Genomic DNA, 20,037 nt, shown 5'->3' on the forward strand with positions numbered 1-20,037 from the left:
CGGGGGCACCCATGCCTCCGGCGCGACGGCGCGCGCCTGTGCTCCAGACCTCACCCCGTCACCACACGGAGGACGCGCGTGCACAGGAGACTCACCCGACCCATCGCGGCGCTCGCCTGCACCCTGCTCGCCGCGGCGGGCGCCCTCACCGTCCAGCAGAGACCGGCCGCAGCGGCCCCCGAGCCCGTTCCGGGTGTCGCGGCCGACGAGTTCCAGCAGGTCACCCTCGCCAAGGGCGTGGCCGAAACCGGCGAGCCCATGACCCTCGCCGTCCTGCCCGACCGGTCCGTCCTGCACACCTCACGGGACGGCACCCTGCGCCTCACCGACGCCGCCGGCTCCACCAAGGCCGCCGGGAGACTGGATGTCTACGCGCACGACGAGGAAGGCCTCCAAGGTGTGGGGGTGGATCCCGGCTTCACCACCAACCGGTTCGTCTACCTCTACTACGCCCCGAAGCTGACCACCCCCGCCGGTGACGCACCCGCCAACGGCTCCGCGGCGGACTTCGCCCCCTTCGACGGCGTCAACCGGCTCTCGCGGTTCGTCCTGAGGACCGACGGCACGCTCGACACCGCCAGCGAGAAGAAGGTCCTCGACGTCCCCGCCAGCCGTGGACTGTGCTGCCACGTCGGCGGCGACATCGACTTCGACGCCCAGGGCAACCTGTACCTCTCCACCGGCGACGACAGCAACCCCTTCGCGTCCGACGGCTACACCCCCATCGACGAGCGAACCGACCGCAACCCCGCGTACGACGCGCAGCGCTCCTCCGGAAACACCAACGACCTGCGTGGCAAGGTGCTGCGGATCAAGGTCGCCGCCGACGGGAGCTACACCATCCCGTCCGGCAACCTCTTCGCGCCCGGAACGGCGAGGACCAGGCCGGAGATCTACGCCATGGGCTTCCGCAACCCCTTCCGGATGAGCGTCGACAAGCCCACCGGCACGGTCTACCTCGGCGACTACGGCCCCGACGCGGGCACGGCGAACGCGGGCCGCGGACCCGCCGGGCAGGTCGAGTTCAACCGGATCACCAAGGCCGGGAACTACGGCTGGCCCTACTGCACCGGGAACAACAGCCCGTACGTGGACTACAACTTCGCCACCTCGGCGTCGGGCGCCGCCTTCTCCTGCGCCGCCCCCAAGAACACCTCGCCGAACAACACCGGCCTGACCGACCTCCCCCCGGCCCAGCCCGCCTGGATCCCGTACGACGGAGGTTCCGTCCCCGAGTTCGGCAGCGGCTCGGAGTCACCCATGGGCGGGCCCGTCTACCGGTACGACGCGGCCTCGGCCTCCACGGTCAAGTTCCCGCAGAGCTTCGACGGCGACTACTTCGCCGGCGAGTTCGGCCGCAAGTGGATCAAGCGCATCGAGCAGGGCTCCGACGGCGCCGTCCAGTCGATCAACGCGTTCCCCTGGCAGGGCACCCAGGTCATGGACATGGCCTTCGGCCCGGACGGCGCGCTGTACGTCCTCGACTACGGCACCGGCTACTTCAACGGGGACGCGAACAGTGCCGTCTACCGCATCGAGTACGTCACCGGGGGCCGCGCCCCGCTCGCCAAGGCCGCCGCGGACCGCACCTCGGGCAAGGCCCCCCTCGCGGTGACGTTCTCCTCGGCCGGGACCTCCGACCCCGACGGCGACCCGCTCACCTACGCCTGGAAGTTCGGTGACGCTGCCACCTCCACCGCCGCGAACCCCTCCCACACCTACGCCGCCAACGGCCGCTACACCGCCGAACTCACCGTCTCCGACGGCACCGGCAACACCGCCACCGCCTCCGTGACCCTCACCGTGGGCAACACCGCGCCCACGGTCACCCTCGACCTTCCCGCCGAGGGCTCCATCATCGACCCGGGGGCGGCGGTGCCCTTCAAGGTCACCGTCACCGACCCCGAGGACGGCACGATCGACTGCTCCAAGGTCAAAGTCACCTTCATCGTCGGCCACGACAGCCACGGCCACCCGCAGACCTCCGCCACCGGCTGCTCCGGCACCGTACAGACCATCGCCGACGGTGAGCACGATCCCAACGCCAACATCTTCGGCGTCTGGGACGCCGAGTACACCGACAAGGGGGCGAACGGACAGCCCGCCCTGACCACCCACGACCAGAACATCAGCCAGGGCAGCAAGCGGCAGGCCGAGCACTTCGGCGGCTCCAGCGGCGTCACCGTCGTCGACAAGGCGACGGCCAACGGCGGCAAGACGGTCGGTTACATCGACAACGGGGACTGGATCTCCTTCACCCCGTACCTCCTCGGCAGCGCCACCAGACTGACCGCCCGGGTCTCCTCCGGCGGGGCGGGGGGCACGCTGGAGGTGCGGGCCGGCTCACCCACCGGCACCCTGCTCGGCTCGACGGCGGTCCCCGTCACCGGAGGCTGGGAGACGTTCCGGGACGTGAGCGCCGACCTGACCGACCGGCCTGCCTCCACCACCACGCTGTACCTCGTCTTCAAGGGCGGCAGCGGCTCCCTCTTCGACCTCGACGACTTCACCTTCACCACCAGTGGGGCCACCGCGCCCGGCCGCGAACTGAAGGGGATCGGCGGCAAGTGCGCGGAGGCCGCCGGCGGGGCGAGCGCGGACGGGACCCAGATCCAGTTGTGGACGTGCAACCGGAGCGCCGCCCAGAAGTGGACGGCGGGCGCGGACGACACGCTGCGAGCGCTCGGCAAGTGTCTGGACATCAGCGGCGCCGGTACGGCCGACGGCACCAGGATCCAGCTCTACGGGTGCAACGGCACGGGCGCCCAGAAGTGGGTGGCACAGGCCGACGGAACGTTGAAGAACCCGGTGAGCGGCAAGTGCCTGGACGCCTCCGGAGCCTCCTCGGCGGACGGCACCAAGCTCCACCTGTGGACCTGCCACACCGGCGCCAACCAGAAGTGGACCCTGTCATGAGCCGACGACTCACCCGTCTCGCCTGCTGGACCGCGTGCGGCCTGCTCGGCGCCGCCACCCTGCCCGCGGCACTCTCCACGGCCTCCGAAGGGGTCCCAACCGCTTCCGTCCGCGCGTCGGCCACCGCCGACCCGGCGTACGACGTGCTGGTCTTCTCCAAGACCGCCGGCTTTCGCCACTCCTCCATCGACGAGGGCATCACCGCCTTGCGCCAACTGGGCACCGCCAACAACTTCACCGTCACCGCGACCGAGGACGCCGCCGCCTTCACCCCCGCCAACCTGGCGGGCTACGAGGCCGTCGTCTTCCTCTCCACCACCGGCGACGTCCTCGACGCTGCCCAGCAGATCGCCTTCGAGGGGTACATCGGGGCAGGCGGCGGCTACGTCGGCATCCACGCGGCGGCCGACACCGAGTACGACTGGAGCTGGTACGGCGGCCTGGCCGGCGCCCTGTTCAAGTCCCACCCGCACATCCAGCCGGCCACCGTCAAGGTGGAGGACCGCGCCCACGACGCCACCGCCCATCTCGGCCCCGCCTGGCAGCGCACCGACGAGTGGTACGACTACCGCAGCAACCCGCGGAGTTCGGCCCACGTCCTGGCCTCGCTCGACGAGTCCACCTACAGCGGCGGCACCATGGGCGGTGACCACCCCATCGCCTGGTGCAAGGACTACCAGGGCGGGCGCGCCTTCTACACCGGCGGCGGACACACCGAGGACTCCTACGCCGACCCCGCCTTCCGCCGCCACCTGCTCGGCGGCATCCGCTGGACCGCGGAGACGACGGAGGCCGACTGCCGCCCGGAGACCGGCTACACCACTCTGTTCGGCACCTCCGGGACCACCGGCTGGAAGCAGGCGGGGCCGGGATCCTTCGCCGACACCGACCACACCCTGACCTCCCGCGGCGGCCTCGGCCTGTTCTGGTACCAGGCGAAGGAGTACCGGTCCTACTCGCTGAAGCTCGACTGGCGGCAGGCCGGTGACGACAACTCCGGCGTCTTCATGGGCTTTCCCGCGTCCGACGACCCGTGGTCGGCCGTGAACAACGGATACGAGATCCAGATCGACGCCACGGACGCCCCCGACCGCACCACCGGCGCCGTCTACGGCTACAGGTCCGCCGACCTGGCCGCCCGCGACGCGGCCCTGAACCCGCCGGGGGAGTGGAACACCTACGAGATCCGGGTCGAGGGCGAGCGCCTCCAGCTCTTCCTCAACGGCCGCAAGATCAACGACTTCACCAACACCGACCCCGCCCGCAGCCTCCAGCAGGGGCACATCGGCCTGCAGAACCACGGCGACGGCGACGACGTGTCCTTCCGCAACGTCCGGATCAAGGAACTCGGGAGCACGCCCGGGCCCCGGGAAGGCGCTGTCACCGGCATCGGAGGCAAGTGCGTCGATGTCGCCGGAGGGGCGAGCGCGGACGGGACGCGGATCCAGGTGTGGAGCTGCAACCGGTCCGCCGGCCAGAAGTGGGCGGTCGGCGCGGACGACACGCTGCGGGCGCTCGGCAAGTGTCTGGACATCAGCGGCGCCGGTACGGCCGACGGCACCAGGATCCAGCTGTACGGCTGCAACGGCACGGGCGCCCAGAAGTGGCTGCCGCAGGCCGATGGAACCCTGAAGAATCCGGCGTCCGGCAAGTGCCTGGACGCCGCCGGGGTCTCCTCGGCGGACGGCACCGAGCTCCACCTGTGGAGCTGCCACTCCGGCGCCAACCAGAAGTGGGTGCTGCCCAGCTGAGCGGCCCTCCGGACTCCGGGGCCACCGCGGGAGGCGGTGACCCCGGGACCGGCCCCACCACGGGGCCGGTGACGGCGGTGGGGCACGACGCCGAAGCGCCCCACCGCCGCTCACCCCTCCTGCGGCGGCCTGGCGCCAGGCCGGCTTCCTCAGACGGCGGTCGTACGATCCGGGTCGTCCAGCGGGGTGTTCACCCGCAGCCAGCGATAGCCGTACGGCTCCAGCTCGGTGCTGACCAGACCGCCGGCCGTCGCCTTCACGGTGTCGCCGGTGAAGAGGTCGGTGAGCAGGCGGCCGCCCCTCAGCCCGGGGACCGCCGTGGTCGCCGTGACCGCCCGGTCGGCGAAGTTGTGCACCGCCAGCACCGCCCCTTCCGGCAGCGAACTGATGTGGGCCAGCACGCCGGGATCGCCGGCGTCGAGCACCTCGTACGTGCCCCAGGCCAGCTCGGGTGCCTCGCGGTACCGCTCGATGAGCGTCCGCATCCGTCCGAGCAGCGAATCCGGGTCGCGCGTCTGGTCGTGCACATTGACGCGCTTCGGTCCGAACGCGCCCTCCACGACCGGGTTGGGCAGAGCGCCGGACTCCGCGGTGGAGAAGCCACCGCCCTTGTCGGGGGTCCACTGCATCGGCGTACGTACGGCCTGGCGGCCCTCGGCGCTGAGGTTCTCCCCCATGCCGATCTCCTCGCCGTAGAAGAGCACGGGTGTGCCCGGCAGGGTGAAGAGCAGGCTGTAGGCCAGTTCGACCCGGCGCCGGTCGCCCGCCACCATCGGCGGCAGCCTGCGGCGCAGGCCACGGCCGTAGAGCTGCATGTCCTTCTCGGGGCCGAACGCCGCGAACACCTCGGCGCGCTCGTCGTCGTCGAGCTTGTCGAGCGTCAGCTCGTCGTGGTTGCGCACGAAGGTCGCCCAGTGCGCGTCGCGGGGGGCGAGGGGGCGCTCTCGCAAGGCGTCGGCCAGCGGCCCCGCCTCGCCCCGGGCCATCGACAGGTACATCCGCTGCATACCGATGAAGTCGAAGCACATGGTCAGCTCGTCGCCCCGGCCGGACTCCGGCTCCCCGAAGAACGTGGCGGTGTCGGCATAGGGCAGGTTGACCTCGCCCAGCAGCACCGCTTCACCGTTGCGACGCCCGAGGAAGGCCCGCAGGTCGGCGAGGTACTCGTGCGGGTCGGGCAGGTGGTCCGCATCCGCCTGGCCGTCGGTCTCCAGCAGGAACGGGACCGCGTCGACGCGGAAGCCGGACAGGCCCAGCTGCGTCCAGAAACCCATGATGCGGGCTATCTCGTCGCGTACCGCGGGGTTGGCGACGTTGAGGTCGGGCTGCTGCTTGAAGAAGCGGTGCAGGTAGTACTGGCCGGTGGTCTCCTCCAGCTCCCACACACTGCGCTCGGCGTCGGGGAAGACCACGCCCTCGGGGCCGTCCTCGGGCGGAGTGTCGCACCAGACGTACCAGTCGCGGTGGGCGGAGGTGCGGCTGGAACGGGCGTCCTGGAACCACGGGTGGTGGTCGGAGGTGTGGTTGACCACCAGGTCGGCGATGACCCGGATACCCCGGTCACGGGCGGTCCGCACGAACTCGGTGAAGTCGCCGAGCGTGCCCAGCCGCGGGTCGACGCCGTAGAAGTCGGTGATGTCGTAGCCGTCGTCGCGCTCCCGGGTCGGATAGAAGGGCATCAGCCACACACAGGTGACACCCAGGCGCACCAGATGGTCGATCCGCTGGGTCAGACCGGCGAAATCGCCGGTCCCGTCGCCGTCGCCGTCCTGATAGGTCTCGACGTCCAGGCAGTACACGACGGCGTTCTTCCACCACAGGTCGGAGGTGCGGGTCAGCCTCATCGGGCACTCTCCGCGCGGTAGGCCTCGGGACGGGTCACATCGAGGCGCGGCAGCACCTCGGCGCCGAACGCGTCGATGAAGGCGGCCTGTTCCCGGCCGACGTGGTGCAGCATGACCGCGTCGAACCCGAGGTCGGCATACTCCTGGAGCCAGGCCGCGTGCTGGCCGAGGTCCGCCGAGATGTTGACGGACTCGGCGACCCGCTCGGGCGTGACGTGTTCGCTGACGCTGTCGAACAGCTCCGCCGAGTCCAGATCCCAGCTCACCGGCGGACCGTGGACGTTGGTGCGCCACTGGTCGTGGGCGAGACCACGGGCGGTCTCCAGGTCACGGTCCCAGCTCAGGTGGACCTGGAGGTGCAGCCGGCCGACGCCACCGGCGGAGCGGTAGGCGTCCACGATCCGGCGCAGCTTCTCGTGCGGCGCGTTGACGGTGATCAGACCGTCGGCCCACTCCGCGCACCAGCGGGCGGTGGCCTCGCTGCACGCGGCGCCCACCAGCGGCGGAACGGTCTCGGGGCGGGTCCACAGCCGGGCCCGGTCCACCACCAGCCCGTCGTGGCTCACCTCCTCGCCCCGCAGCAGCGCCCGGATGATGTCGACGCATTCGCGCAGCCGTGCGTTGCGGACGTCCTTACGGGGCCAGCGCGCGCCGGTGATGTGCTCGTTGGAGGCCTCCCCACTGCCCAGCGCCGCCCAGAAGCGGCCCGGGTACATGGCGGCGAGGCTGCCGATGGCCTGAGCGATGATCGCCGGGTGGTAGCGCTGACCCGGTGCGTTGACGACTCCGAAGGGGACATGGTCGGTGGCCTGGAGCGCGGCGCCGAGCCAGGACCACGCGAAGCCGGACTCACCCTGCCGGACACTCCAGGGCGAGAAGTGGTCCGAGCACATCGCGGCGGTGAAGCCGGCGCTCTCCGCGTGGACGGCCGCGGCCAGCAGGTCGGCGGGAGGGACCTGTTCGTGCGAGGCGTGGAATCCGTAGACGGTCATGGGGTGCGCGTACCCGGTGCCACCGGGATCATCGACGCGGGGTCAGAGCATCTGCCGGTGCACCCTCGCCTCCCACGGCGCGAGCACCAGTCGGCCGGGCGCCGCGGGAGCGGACGGACCGTTGCCCAGGACGAGTTCGGCGCCCTCCCAGCCCTCGGGCATGTCCACGGAGACCGTCTCACCGGTGAAGTTTCCGGCGACGAGCAGCTGCGTGTGTCCGTAGCGGCGGGTGAAGGCGTAGATCCGTTCGTCGTCCGGGAGCAGCATGGTGAAGTCGCCGTGCACGACCGCCGGTTCACGGTGCCGCAGGGCGATCAGCCGCCGGTAGTGGTGGTAGACGGAGTCGGGATCGGCGCGTGCGGCGGTGGCGTTGACGTCGGTGTGGTCGGGGTTGACCGGCAGCCAGGGGGTGCCGGTGGTGAACCCGGCACCCGGCGAGGCGTCCCACTGCATGGGGGTACGGGCGTTGTCCCGGCCCATCGCCCGGAGGCCGGGCAGGATGTCCTCGGGCCGCGCTCCCGCGCGCAGCGCCTGCGCGTAGTGGTTCAGGGACTCGATGTCCCGGAAGTCCTCGATGGTGCGCAGCGGCGCGTTGGCCATGCCCAGTTCTTCGCCCTGGTAGATGTACGGCGTGCCCCGGTGCAGGTGGAGCACGGTGGCCAGCATCTTCGCCGACCGCGTCCGGTGGCGGGGCCCGTCGTCGCCGAACCGGGAGACCACACGGGGCTGGTCGTGGTTGTTCCAGTACAGACTGTTCCACCCGACGTCCGCGAGGCCGGTCTGCCAGCGGCCCAGGGACGCCTTGAGATCGGTCAGCCGCAGCGGTCGGAGATCGAACTTGTCCCTGCCGTGGTCGAGTCCGACGTGCTCGAACTGGAAGACCATGTCGAGTTCGGCGCGCTCCGGGTCGGTGAACAGCCGGGCCTGCTCGACGGTCACCCCGGGCATCTCTCCGACGGTGAGCAGGCGGCCGGGATACCGGGCCATCACCTCCCGGTGCATCTCCTGGAGGTAGTCGTGGATGCGCGGGCCGCAGATGTAGTGGGGGGAGCCGTCGCCGTACGGGCCGTCGCCGCGCAGTACGCCGTCGGGCAGCCTTGGATCCTTGGAGATGAGGTTGACGACGTCCATCCGGAACCCGTCCACGCCGCGCTCCAGCCACCAGCGCATCATGGCGTACACGGCCTCGCGCAGGTCGGGGTTCTCCCAGTTGAGATCCGGCTGTTTCGGCGAGAAGAGGTGGAGGTAGTACGCGTCGCTCGTCGCGTCGTGCGCCCAGGCCGAACCGGAGAAGAACGAGCCCCAGTTGTTGGGTTCGCCGCCCTCGCGCGGTGGGCGCCACCAGTACCAGTCACGTTTCGGGCTGTCCGGATCGCGCGACTCCTGGAACCAGGGATGCTCGTCGGACGTGTGATTGACGACCAGGTCCATCACCAGTCTCATCCCGCGCCGGTGCACGGCGGCCAGCAACCGGTCGAAGGCCGCCAGGTCACCGAAGACGGGGTCGATGTCCTGGTAGTCGCTGATGTCGTAGCCGTTGTCGTCCCCTGGCGACGGGTAGACGGGGGACAGCCACACCACGTCGACGCCCAGCTCCGCGAGGTGGTCCAGCCGGCCCGTGAGCCCCGCCAGGTCGCCGACGCCGTCACCGTCCGCGTCGGCGAAGCTGCGGGGGTAGACCTGGTAGACGACCGCGGACTTCCACCACGGGCCGCCGCCCTGCGTATCGGTGTCGGCCACCATAGGAGGTCGCTCCTTCGCCTCGGGAATCAGGGAACGTCGATTCCCTTCCCCGGACACGCCGGTTCACCGGACGACACTCGATGCCGCCGGCCCGCTCCGGCCCGGCCGGTCGTCAACGGCCCCCCCCGGGTACAGCCTCAGCCCACCCGATCGCGCGGACCCACCGCGTACGCCTCAAGACCCGGAGCCGCCAGCAGGTCGGCGAGCAGTTCCGGCGACCCGCCGACGTAGGTGCTCATCAGGTCCACGTCCCCGCCGACGCACCACGCGCGGTCCTCGGGCCACCACAGGTCGGGCAGCTCGGCGAACTCGTCCCGTTCCACCGGGGATACCGCGTCCTCCAGCGCCCCGGAGAGCAGCACCTCCTCGCGGCCGGGTGCGAGGAAGACGGGGAAGCGGTCGAAGTCCCACCGCCCGTAACCGTGCCACAGGCCGAACCAGCACCTCCCGGCGGTGGCCGTGTGCCGGGCCAGCACGGGGATCAGCGCGCGGGCGACGTCCGGCGGGGTCGGGCCCTCGGCCGCGTGCTCGTCCCAGACACCGGGCAGGCCCAGTTCCGTACCGTTCAGGTCGTCGGCGTCCGCGCCGATCAGCTCGTGCCAGCGGGTGCGCGGACCCGGTGCGCGCCCGTACGCCGCGCCCACGTCGGCCCAGCGCACGGGCCGGCCCTCCAGCTCCGCGGGGTGCAGCACGCGGGCGTAGGCGGCGAAACCCGGGGCGGCGACCCCCGCCACCCTGCCGAAACCGCCCTCCGCCTCGGTGCGTCCGGTCAGCCACTCGGCCGGGCCGAGCCCGTCCGCGTGTACGCGCAGGCGGCCGTAGCGGTCGGGGGCCGCGTCGCGGTCCACGCAGGGAGAGTTGTCCATGGATCAGGTCCGCCCGTCCGGTCGGGCCGCCCGCTCAGCTCCGGCGGCCCTGGTGTCGATCTTCATCGTAGCCGGACCGGTGCCGGCCCGGGCACGGCCGTGAACCCGGCGGAATACACCGACGAAGCGGCCGGCCACCCGCAGCAGCGGGTGTCGCCCGTGCCTTCCGCCCCGGCGCCACGTCCATGATCTGCGGCCGAGCGTAGCCGCGCGCGGCTACGCTCGGAAAATGGGAGACAGCGGAGACCGGGCCTGGCCGACCCCCGACCGCCGCGATCGTCACGAACGACGCCGCACGCGTCGCGGCCTTCATGGCGGACGAGTGGGTCATCGTCTCCGAGTCCGGCATCACGGACCGCGACGCGTTCCTGTCCCTCGTCGCCTCCGGCCGGCTGACCCACTCGGCGATGGAGGCCATCACCCCGCCCAGAATCCGCGTCCACGGGCACACCGCCGTGGTCACCGCCCGGATCACGAACACCGCGCACTACGGTGGCCGCCGCTTCGACGCCGACGAGTGGACCACGGACGTCTTCGTGGAGCGCGACGGCCACTGGCGGTGCGTGCTGAGCCACATCACCCCCGCCGCCGCCCCTCCCACGGATTCATGAGCCCCTCGCCGCGCGGCGGGAAGCGGCCGGGTTATCCGGCGGCCGCCGCCGTCTTCGCCATCGGCATGGCGGGCACCACGCTGCCGACCCCGCTGTACGGGCTCTACCGGGAAGAACTCGGGTTCTCCGAGCTGATGGTGACGGTCGTCTTCGCCGTCTACGCCCTGGGCGTCATCGCCACCCTGCTCCTCGCCGGGAACGTCTCCGACTCGACGGGCCGACGGCCCGTCCTGCTCGCCGCCCTGGGCCTCTCGGCGGTCAGCGCACTGTGCTTCCTCTTCGAGGGCGGGCTGCCGGCCCTGTTCGCGGGCCGCCTGCTGTCGGGGTTCGCCGCCGGGCTGCTCAGCGGCGCCGCGACCGTCACGGTGATGGAACTCGCACCACCGGAACGGACGGCGAGAGCCGGTCTGGCCGCGACCGCCGCGAACATGGGCGGCCTGGGGTGCGGTCCGCTCCTGGCGGGGCCGCTCGCCCAGTACGCCCCCTGGCCCCTGCGGCTCCCCTTCGTGGTGCACCTGGCGCTGATCGGCGCGGCCGCCGTGCTGACCTGGCGGCTGCCCGAGACGGTCGCCCCCCGCGTACGGCGCCCGAGGCCGCGCCCACAGGGGGTCGCGGTCCCACCGCAGGTGCGCGGCGTGTTCGCGCCCTCGGCGCTGGCCGCCTTCGCCGGGTTCTCCCTGCTGGGCCTCTTCACGGCGGTCGCCCCGGCGTTCGTGGCCGAGACGCTCGACGTGCACAACCTCGCCCTGGCCGGACTCGTCGTCTTCTCCGTCTTCCTCGCCTCGACGGCCGGTCAGGCGCTCATGGGGCGCGTGGGGCAGCGGCGGGCCCTGCCGGGCGGGTGCTTCGTCCTGGTCGCCGGACTCGTGCTGGTGGCGGCCTCGTTGCTGGTCGCCTCGCTGCCCCTGCTCGTCGTCGGTGCGCTGTGCGGCGGCCTGGGCCAGGGGCTCGCGTTCCGCGGTGCGGTGACGGCGATCAGCGGGGCGGCACCGGTCGAGCACCGGGCCGCGACGGTGTCCGCGTTCTTCGTCGTCGCCTACCTGGGCATCTCGCTGCCGGTGGTGGGCGTGGGCGCCCTGACCCTCTGGCTCGGGCTCAGGGACGCCGGGCTGACCTTCGCCGGCTGTGTGCTGGTCCTGGCCCTGGGCGTCGGCCCGCATCTGGCCCGCAGGCCTCCGGCCGGCGGTTGACGTACGCGGGAATCGGCACCGTACCGGCCGGTCACGAACCCGCCGCCCGGCACGAAGGGGCTGCCCGGCCCGGTGCGCTCCCTACCTCACCGGCCCCGGCAGCCCCTCGTCGGGCGCCCCTCATCCCTCGCCGCGGGACCTCCAGAGCAGCCAGATGAAGTACGGAGCGCCGATCACGGCGGTGAGCAGGCCCACCGGGATCTGCGCCGGGGCGATGATCGTCCGGCCGACCGTGTCGGAGACGACCACCAGCAGCGCGCCGAGCAGCGCGCTCACCGGGATGACCCGCACATGCCGTCGGCCCACCAGGGCCCGTGCCGCGTGCGGCGCGACCAGACCGACGAAACCGATCACGCCGACGGCCGCCACGGCACCGGCGGTCAGGACGACGGCGATGCTCAGCAGAGCCAGCCGGGTGGCACCCAGGCGGATGCCGAGCAGACGTGGCGTGTCGCCGTCCAGCCCGATCAGATCCAGGTCGCGGCGCATCACGGCCAGCGCCGGCAGCGCGGCGGCGAGCGCCACCATGACCGGGATCAGTTCCGGGAACGTGCGCCCGTACGTCGACCCGCCGAGCCAGGCCAGCGCCTTCGTCGCGTTGTACGGGTCGGTGAGCACGATCAGCAGGCTCACGCAGGCACCCGCACCCGCGTGGACCCCCATGCCGATCAGCACCAGACGGTTCTGCTCCAGCCCACGGCGTGCGGCCAGACCGAACACCAGCGCGGCCGTGGCCGCCGCACCGGCCAGCGCGGAGCCGCTGATCAGCCAGAAGCTCGCCAGCGGTACGACGGTGAGGATGGTGACCGCCCCGACCCCCGCTCCACTGACCACGCCGAGGACACCCGGCTCGGCGAGCGGATTACGCGACACCGCCTGGACGACGGCACCGGCCACCGCCAGCGCCGCACCGGCCAGCAGGGCGGCGGCGACCCGGGGGACGCGGGTGTCGAGGACGTACGTCGTGAACCGCCCCGACCGGCCGCCGATCCAGTTCACCACATCGCCCAGGAGCAGCGTGGCATCGCCGAGGAGCGTCGCCGCGACCACCGCGCCCAGCAGCCCCACGACCGCCGCCACCCCGGTGAGGACGAACGCGCGCCGGCCGCGCAGCCGGGCGAACGCCGTGGAGGGGCTGTCCGACCCCATGTCGCGCGACCGGTAGGCCAGGATGACCAGGACGAGTGCGCCGAAGCAGGTCGTGACGATCCCGGTGGGCACCTCGGCGCCCGCCTGCGCGCCGAACACCGCGCGCAGCAGCACGTCCGCGCCGAGCACCACGAGCACACCCGCGAGCGCCGACGCCGGGATGAACGCGCGGTGGCGCACCAGGCCGGGGACCCACGTGCTGAGCAGGCGGACCCCGGCCGGCGCGCACAGGCCGACGAAACCGACCGGCCCCGCCACCGTGACGGACACCGCCGCCAGCACCACGGCGAGGACCACCGCCACACTGCGCGTCAGCCGGGGGCTGACGCCCACGACCGCCGCACCGTCGTCACCGAGCGCGAGGATGTCCAGCCGCCGGCCCATCAGCATCAGCCCGGCGAACGCCAGGAGTGCGACGGGGGTCAGCCGGTCGATGGACTGCATACCGATCTGGGCGAGCGAACCTTCGCCCCAGGCGAACAGCCCGGTCGTCTGCTGGGAGCGCAGGAGCAGCAGCGTCCCGCTGAGACCGCTGAAGGCGAGGGTGAGCGCGGAGCCCGCCAGCACCAGCCGGATCGGACCGGCGCCCGCCCGCGACAGGCCGAGCACGACGCCCGCCGCCAGCAGCCCGCCGAGGAAGGCCGTGCCGCCCGCCGGGAGCGCGGGCAGCGTGATGCCGAACGCGGCGACCGCGACGACCGCGAGATACGCGCCCGCGTTCACGGCCAGCGTGTCGGGGGAGGCCAGCATGTTGCGCGACACCGACTGCAGGGCCGCGCCCGCCGCGCCGAGCGCGCAGCCGACGAGGAGCCCCGCCGCGAGCCGGGGCAGCCGGGAGTCCAGGACCACGGCGGCGCTCTGCTCGTCGGCGGTCCGGTCCGACGCCGCTCCCGTGAGCAGCTGCCAGAGCGTGTGCAGGTCGACGGCGGCGGTGCCCTGACCCAGGTGGACGACCGCGAGGGCGGCGAGGGCCAGGAGCGCGGCGAGTGCGAGGAGGATCATCCGGCCGCGGCGGGCCGGGCGGCCGGTCCCGGCCGGGGACGGCGCCCCGGCCGGACCGGACGCGCCCGCCCCCGTGTGCACGGGGGCGGGCGGAGCGGGTGTGGTGCGGGTGCTCATGGTCAGGCGGTCAGAGCGCCGACGAGCGCGTCGATGTAGTCGCGCATGGACGCGGTTCCGCCGAACATCCAGATGCCGTCCGGCAGCCGGTGGACCTGGTCGTTCTTCACGAACGGCAGCGACTTCCACACGGCGTTGCCCTTGAGGCCGTCGGCGAACGGGTCGCCGGCGTCGGCGTCGTTGGCGATGTACGCGAACCGCGCGTCGCCGATCTTCGTCAGGCCCTCGACGTCGGTGGCTGCGAGACCGTAGGCCTTGTCGCCCTTCAGCTTCCACGGGTCGACCAGGCCGAGTTCGGTGTTCACGTCCGAGAGCAGCGAGCCCTTGACGTACGGGCGCACCGAGACCTGGTTGCCCTCCTGCCAGCCGTCGGCGAAGGCGACTTCCTTGCCGTCGAGACCCGCGGCAGCGAGCTTCTTCCTGCCGTCGGCGACCGCCTTGCGGAACGAGGCGACCTCGGCCTTCGCCTTCTCCTCGGTGCCGGTGGCCTCGGCGATGAGGTTGACGTTGTCCACCATCTGGTCGATCTGCCGGCTCGCGTCGGCCGAGCGCACCACGACGACCGGCGCGGCCTTGGACAGCTGGGCGATCGCGGAGTCGGACAGGTCGCTGGTGGCCACGATGAGGTCGGGCTTGAGACCGGCCACGGTGGCGACGCTGGGCTCGCCCCGGGTGCCTATGTCCTTGACGCCCTTGGTGAGCGGCGCGGAGGTGTCGTACGCCGTGTAGCCCTTGACGTCGGCCACGCCGACCGGCTGCACGCCGAGCGTCACCAGCGTCTCGACGACGTTCCACTCGGTGCCGACGACGCGCTTGGCCGGGCCGTCGAGCGTGACCTTCTTGCCGCGGGAGTCGGTGACCGTCACCGAACTCTCCTTGGCGGACTCCTTCTTCGGAGCCTCGGTGGTGCCGCACCCCGCGAGGGCGAGAGCGGCCGTGGCGGCGAGGACGGGCCACTTCATGTACGGGTTCTTCATCACGGGGTTGCGGGCCTTTCGGTACGGAGGTGGTGGCGGCCCACCGCGCGGGTGCGCGGGATGCCGGTGGAGGGATCCGGTTCGACGTCGATCCGGATGCCGTAGGTCTGGGTCAGCCGCTCGGAGTCGTAGACCTCCGCGGGCGTGCCGGCGGCGGCTATCCGCCCCGACGAGAGGAGGACGACCTGGTCCGCCACGGCGGCGGCCTGGTCCAGGTCGTGCAGGACGACCCCGACGGTCACGCCGTGGGTGTCGGCGAGATCGCGTACGAGATCGAGGATCTCCACCTGGTAGCGCAGGTCGAGGTAGGTCGTCGGTTCGTCGAGCAGCAGCACGTCGGTGTCCTGTGCGAGGCAGCAGGCGAACCAGACACGCTGCAGCTGACCGCCGGAGAGGCTCTCGACGCCCCGGTCGGCGAAGTCGGTGAGGTTGGTGACGGCGAGCGCGTGGTCGATCAGCCGGACGCCGTCGGGGTCGTTCCCGCGCAGCCGCCCGCGGTAGGGGTGGCGGCCGAATGCCACCACGTCGCGCACGCTGAGTCCCGCCGGGGCGTTACGGCTCTGGGCGAGCAGGGTGATGCGGCGCGCGAAGTCGTTGCGCGACAGGGCGAAGGCGTCCACCGACTCGGTGCCGTCGGGGTCCGGCACGGTCACGGTGCCGGTACGGGCCTTGTGCAGCCGGGCGACCGCGCGCAGCAACGTGGACTTTCCGCTGCCGTTCGGCCCGATCAGGGCGGTGACACGACCGTGCGGCAGCCGGAGGTCGGCCCCGTGGACGACGTCGGTCCGGTCGTACGCGACGGTCACGTCGCGGGCGTCGAGGCCGAGCGGGCTGTCGGGTTCCGCGGCGGGGTCGGGCGCGGTGCGCCGGAGCGGCGGGCTGTCTTCACAGTCGTGGGCAGGAGCGATCACGAGGTGAGGCTAACCTAACCTCATTTCGGCTCGGTAGCCGCTATACGGAAGTGCCTGTTCCGAGATGCGGCGCTGCGGGCCGCCGGTGGTCTGCGGGGGCGGCCGAAGGGGCGCCGATACGCCCGAACGGCGTTGCTTTCCAGTCGAAGCGACCCGTGGAGGTTTCCCGTCGTTTCGAGATCGCCGCAGGTCAGGGGGTCGTTTCCCATTGAACCGACGAAGGGTGTCCATATGCTGGACGAGCCTCGCGGCCCGTGTGAGCTGCCCGAACGACCATCCGGTCGGTTCGAACGAACGTCTACGGCTGGAAGCGGGCTGTCGATGTGCGCCTACTTTCCGCATACGCAAGACTCCTGACCGCAATCACCACCCGATCGAGGAGTTTTCACTCATGCGACACAACTGTCACGCCATCTTCGCAACCATCGCCGCGAGCACCCTGGTCTTCGGCGGCCTCGCCGCCACCTCCGCCCACGCGGCCCCGGCGAAGGCGGAGAGCCTCTACGCGCCCTCCGCGCTCGTCCTCACGGTGGCGCAGGGCGAGGACCCGCTCACCGCGACGGTCCAGCGGGCGGTCACGCTCACCTGCGCTCCGACCGCCGAGGGCACCCACCCCGATCCGGAAGCCGCCTGCGAGGAACTGGAGTCGGTCGACGGCCGGTTCACCCAGCTGGCCCGGACCTCGCCCGACCGCATGTGTACCCGGCAGTGGAACCCCGTGGTGATCACCGCCCACGGCGTCTGGCACGGCAAGCGCGTCACGTTCTCCACCACCTACGGCAACGCCTGCGAGCTGGCGGGCAGCATGAACGGCAGCGCCGTCTACTCCTTCTGAGCCTGTTCCTCGCCGGCGGTGGCATCCTGCGTCACCCGGGTCCCCGGGTGACGCAGCGCGAACAGGAAGGCGATGGCCAGCACGATCGCCATCCCGTAGAACACCCACTGGTTGGCCTGGGCGAAGTCCATCCGGATCGCCTGCATCGAGTCCTTCACCGCATCGGCCACCGGACCGGACCCGGAAGGCCCTCGGGTGTCCGCCTGGCCGGTCACCGCCTGGGCGACCGACTCCGCGGCGTCGCTCGCCGCACCTTCGGGCACACCCTTGTCCCGCAGCGTGCCGTCCACGTTCGTGATCGTCCGGTGCGTCAACACCGTCCCGAACACGGCGAGTCCGATGCTGGCGGCGAAGTTGCGCACGGTCTGGGTGATCCCGGTGACCTCACCGTAGGAGGCGCCGATCGCCCGGTTCACGGCGTCGGTCGAGGCCGGCGCCAGCAGGAGGCCGATCCCGGCGCCGGCCATCGCCGCGTACAGCCACTGGTCGTGCATGGAGAGCGTCGTCAACTTCCCGGCCCACAGGAAGAATCCGACCGCGCCGAGGGCGGTGCCCAGCTTCAGCGCGGGACGGGCACCGCGCTTGTCCAGGATGCGGCCACCCCACTGGGAGGCGAGGCCGAAGCCGATGAAGAAGTACAGCAGGTACAGGGCCGCCTGGTTCGGCGAGGCGCTCAGCGAGACCTGCGCGTACACGGAGGCGAAGAAGAAGACCGGGACGAACGCCATCATCGAGAAGAACAGCACCGCGGTGTCGATCTGGAAGGCCCGGTCCCGGAAGACCCGGAGCTTGACGAGCGGGACCCGCGCGCGCAGTTCGAACCAGCAGAAGAACGCCAGCACCAGCAGCCCGACCACGATGCACGCCCAGGTGGCGACGGAGCTCCAGCCCCAGGTCGACGCCTGTTGCAGGCCCAGCACCGTCAGGCCCATCCCGACCGCCACGAGCACGGCACCGGGAACATCCAGCCGCTCGCGCCGGGATCGCTCCGGGACGCGCGCCAGCAGCGTCAGCACGATGGCGATGACGGCGATGGGCACGTTGACCCAGAAGATCGCGCGCCACGTCCAGGCGGTGAGCCAGCCACCGAGCAGCGGTCCCACCGCGGTGAGGGCCCCGGAGAGCCCGAAGAACAGCGCCAGCGCCCGCCCGCGCCGCTCCACCGGGAACACCGCGATGACCACGGCCAGCGCGGCCGGGAACATCAGCGCGGCGCCGATGCCCTGCACGGCACGGAATCCGATCAGCCACACCTGCGCGAAGTCCCCGGACGGCACGGCCCCGCACATCGCGGAGGCGATGACGAACACGAGCGTGCCGATCAGCATCACCCGGCGGTGCCCGAAGATGTCGGACAGCCGCCCGCCCAGCGCGAAGAACGCGGCCAGGGTCAGCAGGTAGGCGTTGACGACCCACTGCATCTGCGTGGAGGTGAGGCCCAGTTCGTCGATGATGTCAGGAGCGGCGATGGCGACGATCGTCTGGTCGATGAAGGTCATCGACACGGCGAACAGCATGGCCGCGAGAGCGAGGCTCTGATTCGGGGATCCGGCCCGGCGGCCTGAGGCCGCCGGGCCTGACGGCGCCGACTCCGAGCCGTCCCCTTTGGAGGTGTCTGTGTTCATACGTTCATGGTGCTCGGCCCGCCACGGTGCTGCATCCCGAGCGGCCCCCGCCCCTGTCCTGACAGGGGCGACGGCGGGCTACTTGCCGGAACCGGAGTACGGCAGCAGCGCCATCTCACGGGCGTTCTTGATGGCCGCGGCGAGCTGCCGCTGCTGCTGGGCGCTCACCCGGCTCACCCTGCGGCTGCGGATCTTGCCGCGGTCGGAGATGAACTTCCGCAGCAGATCGGTGTCCTTGTAGTCGATGTACGTGATCCTCGCCGCGTCCAGCGGGTTGGGGCGGGTCTTGAGGGGCCTACGGGGGTCCTGCTTGCGTGCCATCGGGGTTCCTTGTGCGGGTGGTTGGGGTACGGGGGTGGCTCGCCGGTTCACGCCGGGTCCAGGAGCGCGTCGAACGCGGCGGGCAGGCTCTTCCACGCCTCCCGACCCGCCCGGTACTCCTCGTCGCTGAGCAGGCACGACTCCAGCAGCCCGGTCAGCCCGTCGCGGTCCAGGCCGGGGGAGACGAAGACCAGGTGCTGGCAGCGGTCGCCGTGCTCGGGATGCCAGTCCAGCGCGGCCGCGGCCTGCCGGTAGGGCGGCACCAGGGCCCAGGCCGCGTCCGGGAGGGAGGCGAGGTAGGGGCCGGTGTTCTCCACGCAGAGGGCGCCGCCCGCCGCGTCCCAGGAGAGCAGGGTGTCGGGCCGGTCCGCGAGCCAGAACCGGCCCCGGCTGCGGGCCGCCGCACAGCACAGGTCCTCCAGCGCGTGGTAGAGGCGCTCGGGGTGGAAGGGACGGTGACGCCGCCAGACGAGCGTGGAGACCCCGGCCTCCTCCGCCTCCTGCGGCAGCAGCGCACAGGCAGGATGCTGACCTGCGGCAGCCGCCTCGACATCGAAACCGGCGACGGCGAGCCGTGCCAACTCCGATGCATCCGCAGCGACCTGACGTGCCATCGGGTTCATCTGACGGATCAGCGCACGGTCCTCGTCATCGGCCGCCGGGCTGTCGGCCACGGCCAGGACCGGGGCGTACTCCACCTGCCGGGCCCAGGTGTCCCCGATGGTCCGCTGGTCGGCGGGGGCCGCCGCGAGACCGGCCTCCGCCAGGTCGTCGCCGTTGGTGAGGCACGGCAGGACGAGGGTGGGGTCGACCGCGGTGATCACACTCGTGACCTCGAAGCTGTCACCCCCGTGCACCGCGATGACCTCGGCCATCGACTTCGGCTCCACGGAGTCCCAGAGCTCCAGGACGGCCAGCCGGGTCAGCCCGCTGTCCGCCAGCCGTCGCAGTTCGGGGACCAGGTCCTCCCGAAGCGCACAGCACGCGCAGTCGTTGACCAGGGGAGTCTCGCCCGCGGACAGCTCCCCGGTGGTGTCCCGCAGGGTTCGGCGTACGGTCCCGTCGGTCGCCGTGGACAGGTCGTGGTGGAGCGCGACGCTGTGCGGAACCGTCGAGAGCAGCGCCTCCACCACCTCGCGCCGCACCTCCGCGTGCAGCCCGCAGACGATGACGACGGGCATTTTCCG

Annotated in this window: 14 protein-coding genes and 1 pseudogene; 5 read left to right on the plus strand and 10 right to left on the minus strand. The window is 71.8% G+C overall.

All coding sequences use genetic code 11. The features are described 5' to 3' along the window. Window positions 1-78 precede the first annotated feature (78 nt). Both ACIQAK_RS18390 and ACIQAK_RS18395 read left to right on the plus strand, forming a co-directional pair. Entirely contained in the window at window positions 79-2,916 is a 2,838-nt protein-coding gene (locus ACIQAK_RS18390; RefSeq protein ID WP_366389225.1) for a PQQ-dependent sugar dehydrogenase, read from the plus strand. Next, on the plus strand, window positions 2,913-4,667 hold the full coding sequence (locus tag ACIQAK_RS18395) for a ThuA domain-containing protein (RefSeq protein ID WP_366389224.1): 1,755 nt from the start codon (window positions 2,913-2,915) through the stop codon (window positions 4,665-4,667). The genes ACIQAK_RS18390 and ACIQAK_RS18395 overlap by 4 nt, the downstream gene beginning before the upstream one ends. 149 nt (window positions 4,668-4,816) lie before the next feature. Here ACIQAK_RS18395 and ACIQAK_RS18400 read toward each other — a convergent pair whose 3' ends face one another. From ACIQAK_RS18400 to ACIQAK_RS18415, 4 genes are all read right to left on the minus strand, one after another. Further along, a complete protein-coding gene (locus ACIQAK_RS18400) occupies window positions 4,817-6,511 on the minus strand; it encodes an alpha-amylase family protein (RefSeq protein ID WP_366389223.1) in 1,695 nt (564 codons plus the stop codon). Further along, on the minus strand, window positions 6,508-7,503 hold the full coding sequence (locus ACIQAK_RS18405) for a TIGR03885 family FMN-dependent LLM class oxidoreductase (protein ID WP_366389222.1): 996 nt from the start codon (window positions 7,501-7,503) through the stop codon (window positions 6,508-6,510). Before ACIQAK_RS18405 ends, ACIQAK_RS18400 begins: the two co-directional genes overlap by 4 nt. A gap of 42 nt (window positions 7,504-7,545) precedes the next feature. Next, window positions 7,546-9,246: an alpha-glucosidase gene (locus tag ACIQAK_RS18410; protein ID WP_366389221.1), complete on the minus strand. Its 1,701-nt coding sequence runs from the start codon at window positions 9,244-9,246 to the stop codon at window positions 7,546-7,548. A 137-nt stretch (window positions 9,247-9,383) separates the two neighbouring features. Beyond that, window positions 9,384-10,112, minus strand: a complete 729-nt coding sequence (locus tag ACIQAK_RS18415) for a hypothetical protein (RefSeq protein ID WP_366389220.1) — start codon at window positions 10,110-10,112, stop codon at window positions 9,384-9,386. A 266-nt stretch (window positions 10,113-10,378) separates the two neighbouring features. On the opposite strand from ACIQAK_RS18415, the pseudogene ACIQAK_RS18420 reads away from it, so the two are divergent. Both ACIQAK_RS18420 and ACIQAK_RS18425 read left to right on the plus strand, forming a co-directional pair. After that, a pseudogene (locus ACIQAK_RS18420) lies at window positions 10,379-10,723 on the plus strand (nuclear transport factor 2 family protein); the annotation flags it as partial. Further along, window positions 10,720-11,913 (plus strand): MFS transporter, encoded by a 1,194-nt coding sequence (locus tag ACIQAK_RS18425; RefSeq protein WP_366389219.1) that lies wholly within the window; start codon window positions 10,720-10,722, stop codon window positions 11,911-11,913. The pseudogene ACIQAK_RS18420 and the gene ACIQAK_RS18425, both read left to right, overlap by 4 nt. A gap of 120 nt (window positions 11,914-12,033) precedes the next feature. Here ACIQAK_RS18425 and ACIQAK_RS18430 read toward each other — a convergent pair whose 3' ends face one another. The 3 genes from ACIQAK_RS18430 to ACIQAK_RS18440 are packed head-to-tail and all read right to left on the minus strand — an operon-like array spanning window position 12,034 to window position 16,069. Next, window positions 12,034-14,181, minus strand: a complete 2,148-nt coding sequence (locus ACIQAK_RS18430; RefSeq protein ID WP_366389218.1) for an iron ABC transporter permease — start codon at window positions 14,179-14,181, stop codon at window positions 12,034-12,036. A gap of 2 nt (window positions 14,182-14,183) precedes the next feature. Beyond that, window positions 14,184-15,158, minus strand: coding sequence for an iron-siderophore ABC transporter substrate-binding protein (locus ACIQAK_RS18435; RefSeq protein WP_366389357.1), 975 nt, complete (start codon window positions 15,156-15,158; stop codon window positions 14,184-14,186). Then, window positions 15,158-16,069 carry an ABC transporter ATP-binding protein gene (locus ACIQAK_RS18440; RefSeq protein WP_366389217.1) on the minus strand — a complete coding sequence of 304 codons (912 nt, stop codon included), beginning with the start codon at window positions 16,067-16,069 and terminating at the stop codon, window positions 15,158-15,160. Before ACIQAK_RS18440 ends, ACIQAK_RS18435 begins: the two co-directional genes overlap by 1 nt. A 391-nt stretch (window positions 16,070-16,460) precedes the next feature. On the opposite strand from ACIQAK_RS18440, the gene ACIQAK_RS18445 reads away from it, so the two are divergent. Further along, entirely contained in the window at window positions 16,461-16,904 is a 444-nt protein-coding gene (locus ACIQAK_RS18445) for a subtilase-type protease inhibitor (RefSeq protein WP_366389216.1), read from the plus strand. On the opposite strand, the gene ACIQAK_RS18450 is transcribed toward ACIQAK_RS18445, so the two are convergent. From ACIQAK_RS18450 to ACIQAK_RS18460, 3 genes are all read right to left on the minus strand, one after another. Beyond that, window positions 16,892-18,529, minus strand: coding sequence for an MFS transporter (locus ACIQAK_RS18450; protein ID WP_366389215.1), 1,638 nt, complete (start codon window positions 18,527-18,529; stop codon window positions 16,892-16,894). The two genes, ACIQAK_RS18445 and ACIQAK_RS18450, sit on opposite strands and share 13 nt — an antisense overlap. A 78-nt stretch (window positions 18,530-18,607) precedes the next feature. After that, window positions 18,608-18,850 carry a 30S ribosomal protein S18 gene (rpsR, locus tag ACIQAK_RS18455; RefSeq protein WP_366389214.1) on the minus strand — a complete coding sequence of 81 codons (243 nt, stop codon included), beginning with the start codon at window positions 18,848-18,850 and terminating at the stop codon, window positions 18,608-18,610. Window positions 18,851-18,897: 47 nt separating this feature from the next. Further along, window positions 18,898-20,031, minus strand: coding sequence for a GTP-binding protein (locus ACIQAK_RS18460; protein WP_366389213.1), 1,134 nt, complete (start codon window positions 20,029-20,031; stop codon window positions 18,898-18,900). Between the last annotated feature and the right edge of the window lie 6 nt (window positions 20,032-20,037).

Origin of the sequence: Streptomyces sp. NPDC088706 (assembly GCF_044752765.1) — a bacterium.
Classification (GTDB): Bacteria; Actinomycetota; Actinomycetes; order Streptomycetales; family Streptomycetaceae; genus Streptomyces.

Coding starts and splice junctions, on each gene's coding strand:
- ACIQAK_RS18395 (WP_366389224.1), top strand. CDS start 2,913: ATGAGCCGACGACTCACCCGTCTCGCCTGCTGGACCGCGTGCGGCCTG.
- ACIQAK_RS18400 (WP_366389223.1), bottom strand. CDS start 6,511: ATGAGGCTGACCCGCACCTCCGACCTGTGGTGGAAGAACGCCGTCGTG.
- ACIQAK_RS18405 (WP_366389222.1), bottom strand. CDS start 7,503: ATGACCGTCTACGGATTCCACGCCTCGCACGAACAGGTCCCTCCCGCC.
- ACIQAK_RS18410 (WP_366389221.1), bottom strand. CDS start 9,246: ATGGTGGCCGACACCGATACGCAGGGCGGCGGCCCGTGGTGGAAGTCC.
- ACIQAK_RS18415 (WP_366389220.1), bottom strand. CDS start 10,112: ATGGACAACTCTCCCTGCGTGGACCGCGACGCGGCCCCCGACCGCTAC.
- ACIQAK_RS18425 (WP_366389219.1), top strand. CDS start 10,720: ATGAGCCCCTCGCCGCGCGGCGGGAAGCGGCCGGGTTATCCGGCGGCC.
- ACIQAK_RS18430 (WP_366389218.1), bottom strand. CDS start 14,181: ATGAGCACCCGCACCACACCCGCTCCGCCCGCCCCCGTGCACACGGGG.
- ACIQAK_RS18435 (WP_366389357.1), bottom strand. CDS start 15,158: ATGAAGAACCCGTACATGAAGTGGCCCGTCCTCGCCGCCACGGCCGCT.
- ACIQAK_RS18445 (WP_366389216.1), top strand. CDS start 16,461: ATGCGACACAACTGTCACGCCATCTTCGCAACCATCGCCGCGAGCACC.
- ACIQAK_RS18450 (WP_366389215.1), bottom strand. CDS start 18,529: ATGAACACAGACACCTCCAAAGGGGACGGCTCGGAGTCGGCGCCGTCA.
- rpsR (WP_366389214.1), bottom strand. CDS start 18,850: ATGGCACGCAAGCAGGACCCCCGTAGGCCCCTCAAGACCCGCCCCAAC.
- ACIQAK_RS18460 (WP_366389213.1), bottom strand. CDS start 20,031: ATGCCCGTCGTCATCGTCTGCGGGCTGCACGCGGAGGTGCGGCGCGAG.